This window comes from Gelidibacter salicanalis (assembly GCF_016469035.1).
Lineage (GTDB): Bacteria > Bacteroidota > Bacteroidia > Flavobacteriales > Flavobacteriaceae > Gelidibacter > Gelidibacter salicanalis_A.
The window spans coordinates 1-356 of record NZ_JAEHJZ010000101.1 but is presented as its reverse complement, the minus strand read 5'-3'; the positions used below and the strand labels follow the sequence as shown (position 1 = coordinate 356).

Here is a 356-nt window from a genome sequence, read left to right as displayed (position 1 = left end):
ACTTCTCACTTCTCACTTCTCTGATTTCTAAAACCAATTAATAACCGCTTTACTTCCAACAACACACCTTCAAATTCTTTATTTATACTACAATAGTTTAATCGAACTGCTATCAAATAGTGCGTCTCCAGTTCTGCCAACGAACCCAATGCAATATGCAAAAATTGAATCAATTCTTTATCACCCTTTCTCCCTGCCCCTTCAGATATATTTGCAGGTATAGAAACAACTGCTCTCCGAATTTGATTTGTCAAACCAAATTTTTCATCACTAGGAAATTGTGAAGATAGCCGATAAACTAATTCCACCAAATCCATACTTTTTTTCCAAACGTCTAAATCCTTATGATCCATCCT

The 356-nt window shown here is 35.1% G+C and carries 1 protein-coding gene; it reads right to left on the bottom strand.

What is annotated here, in order from left to right; translation table 11 throughout:
• Positions 1-5: 5 nt before the first annotated feature.
• On the bottom strand, positions 6-356 hold a 351-nt coding region (locus JEM65_RS21020), incomplete at its 5' end, for a four helix bundle protein (RefSeq protein ID WP_439953519.1).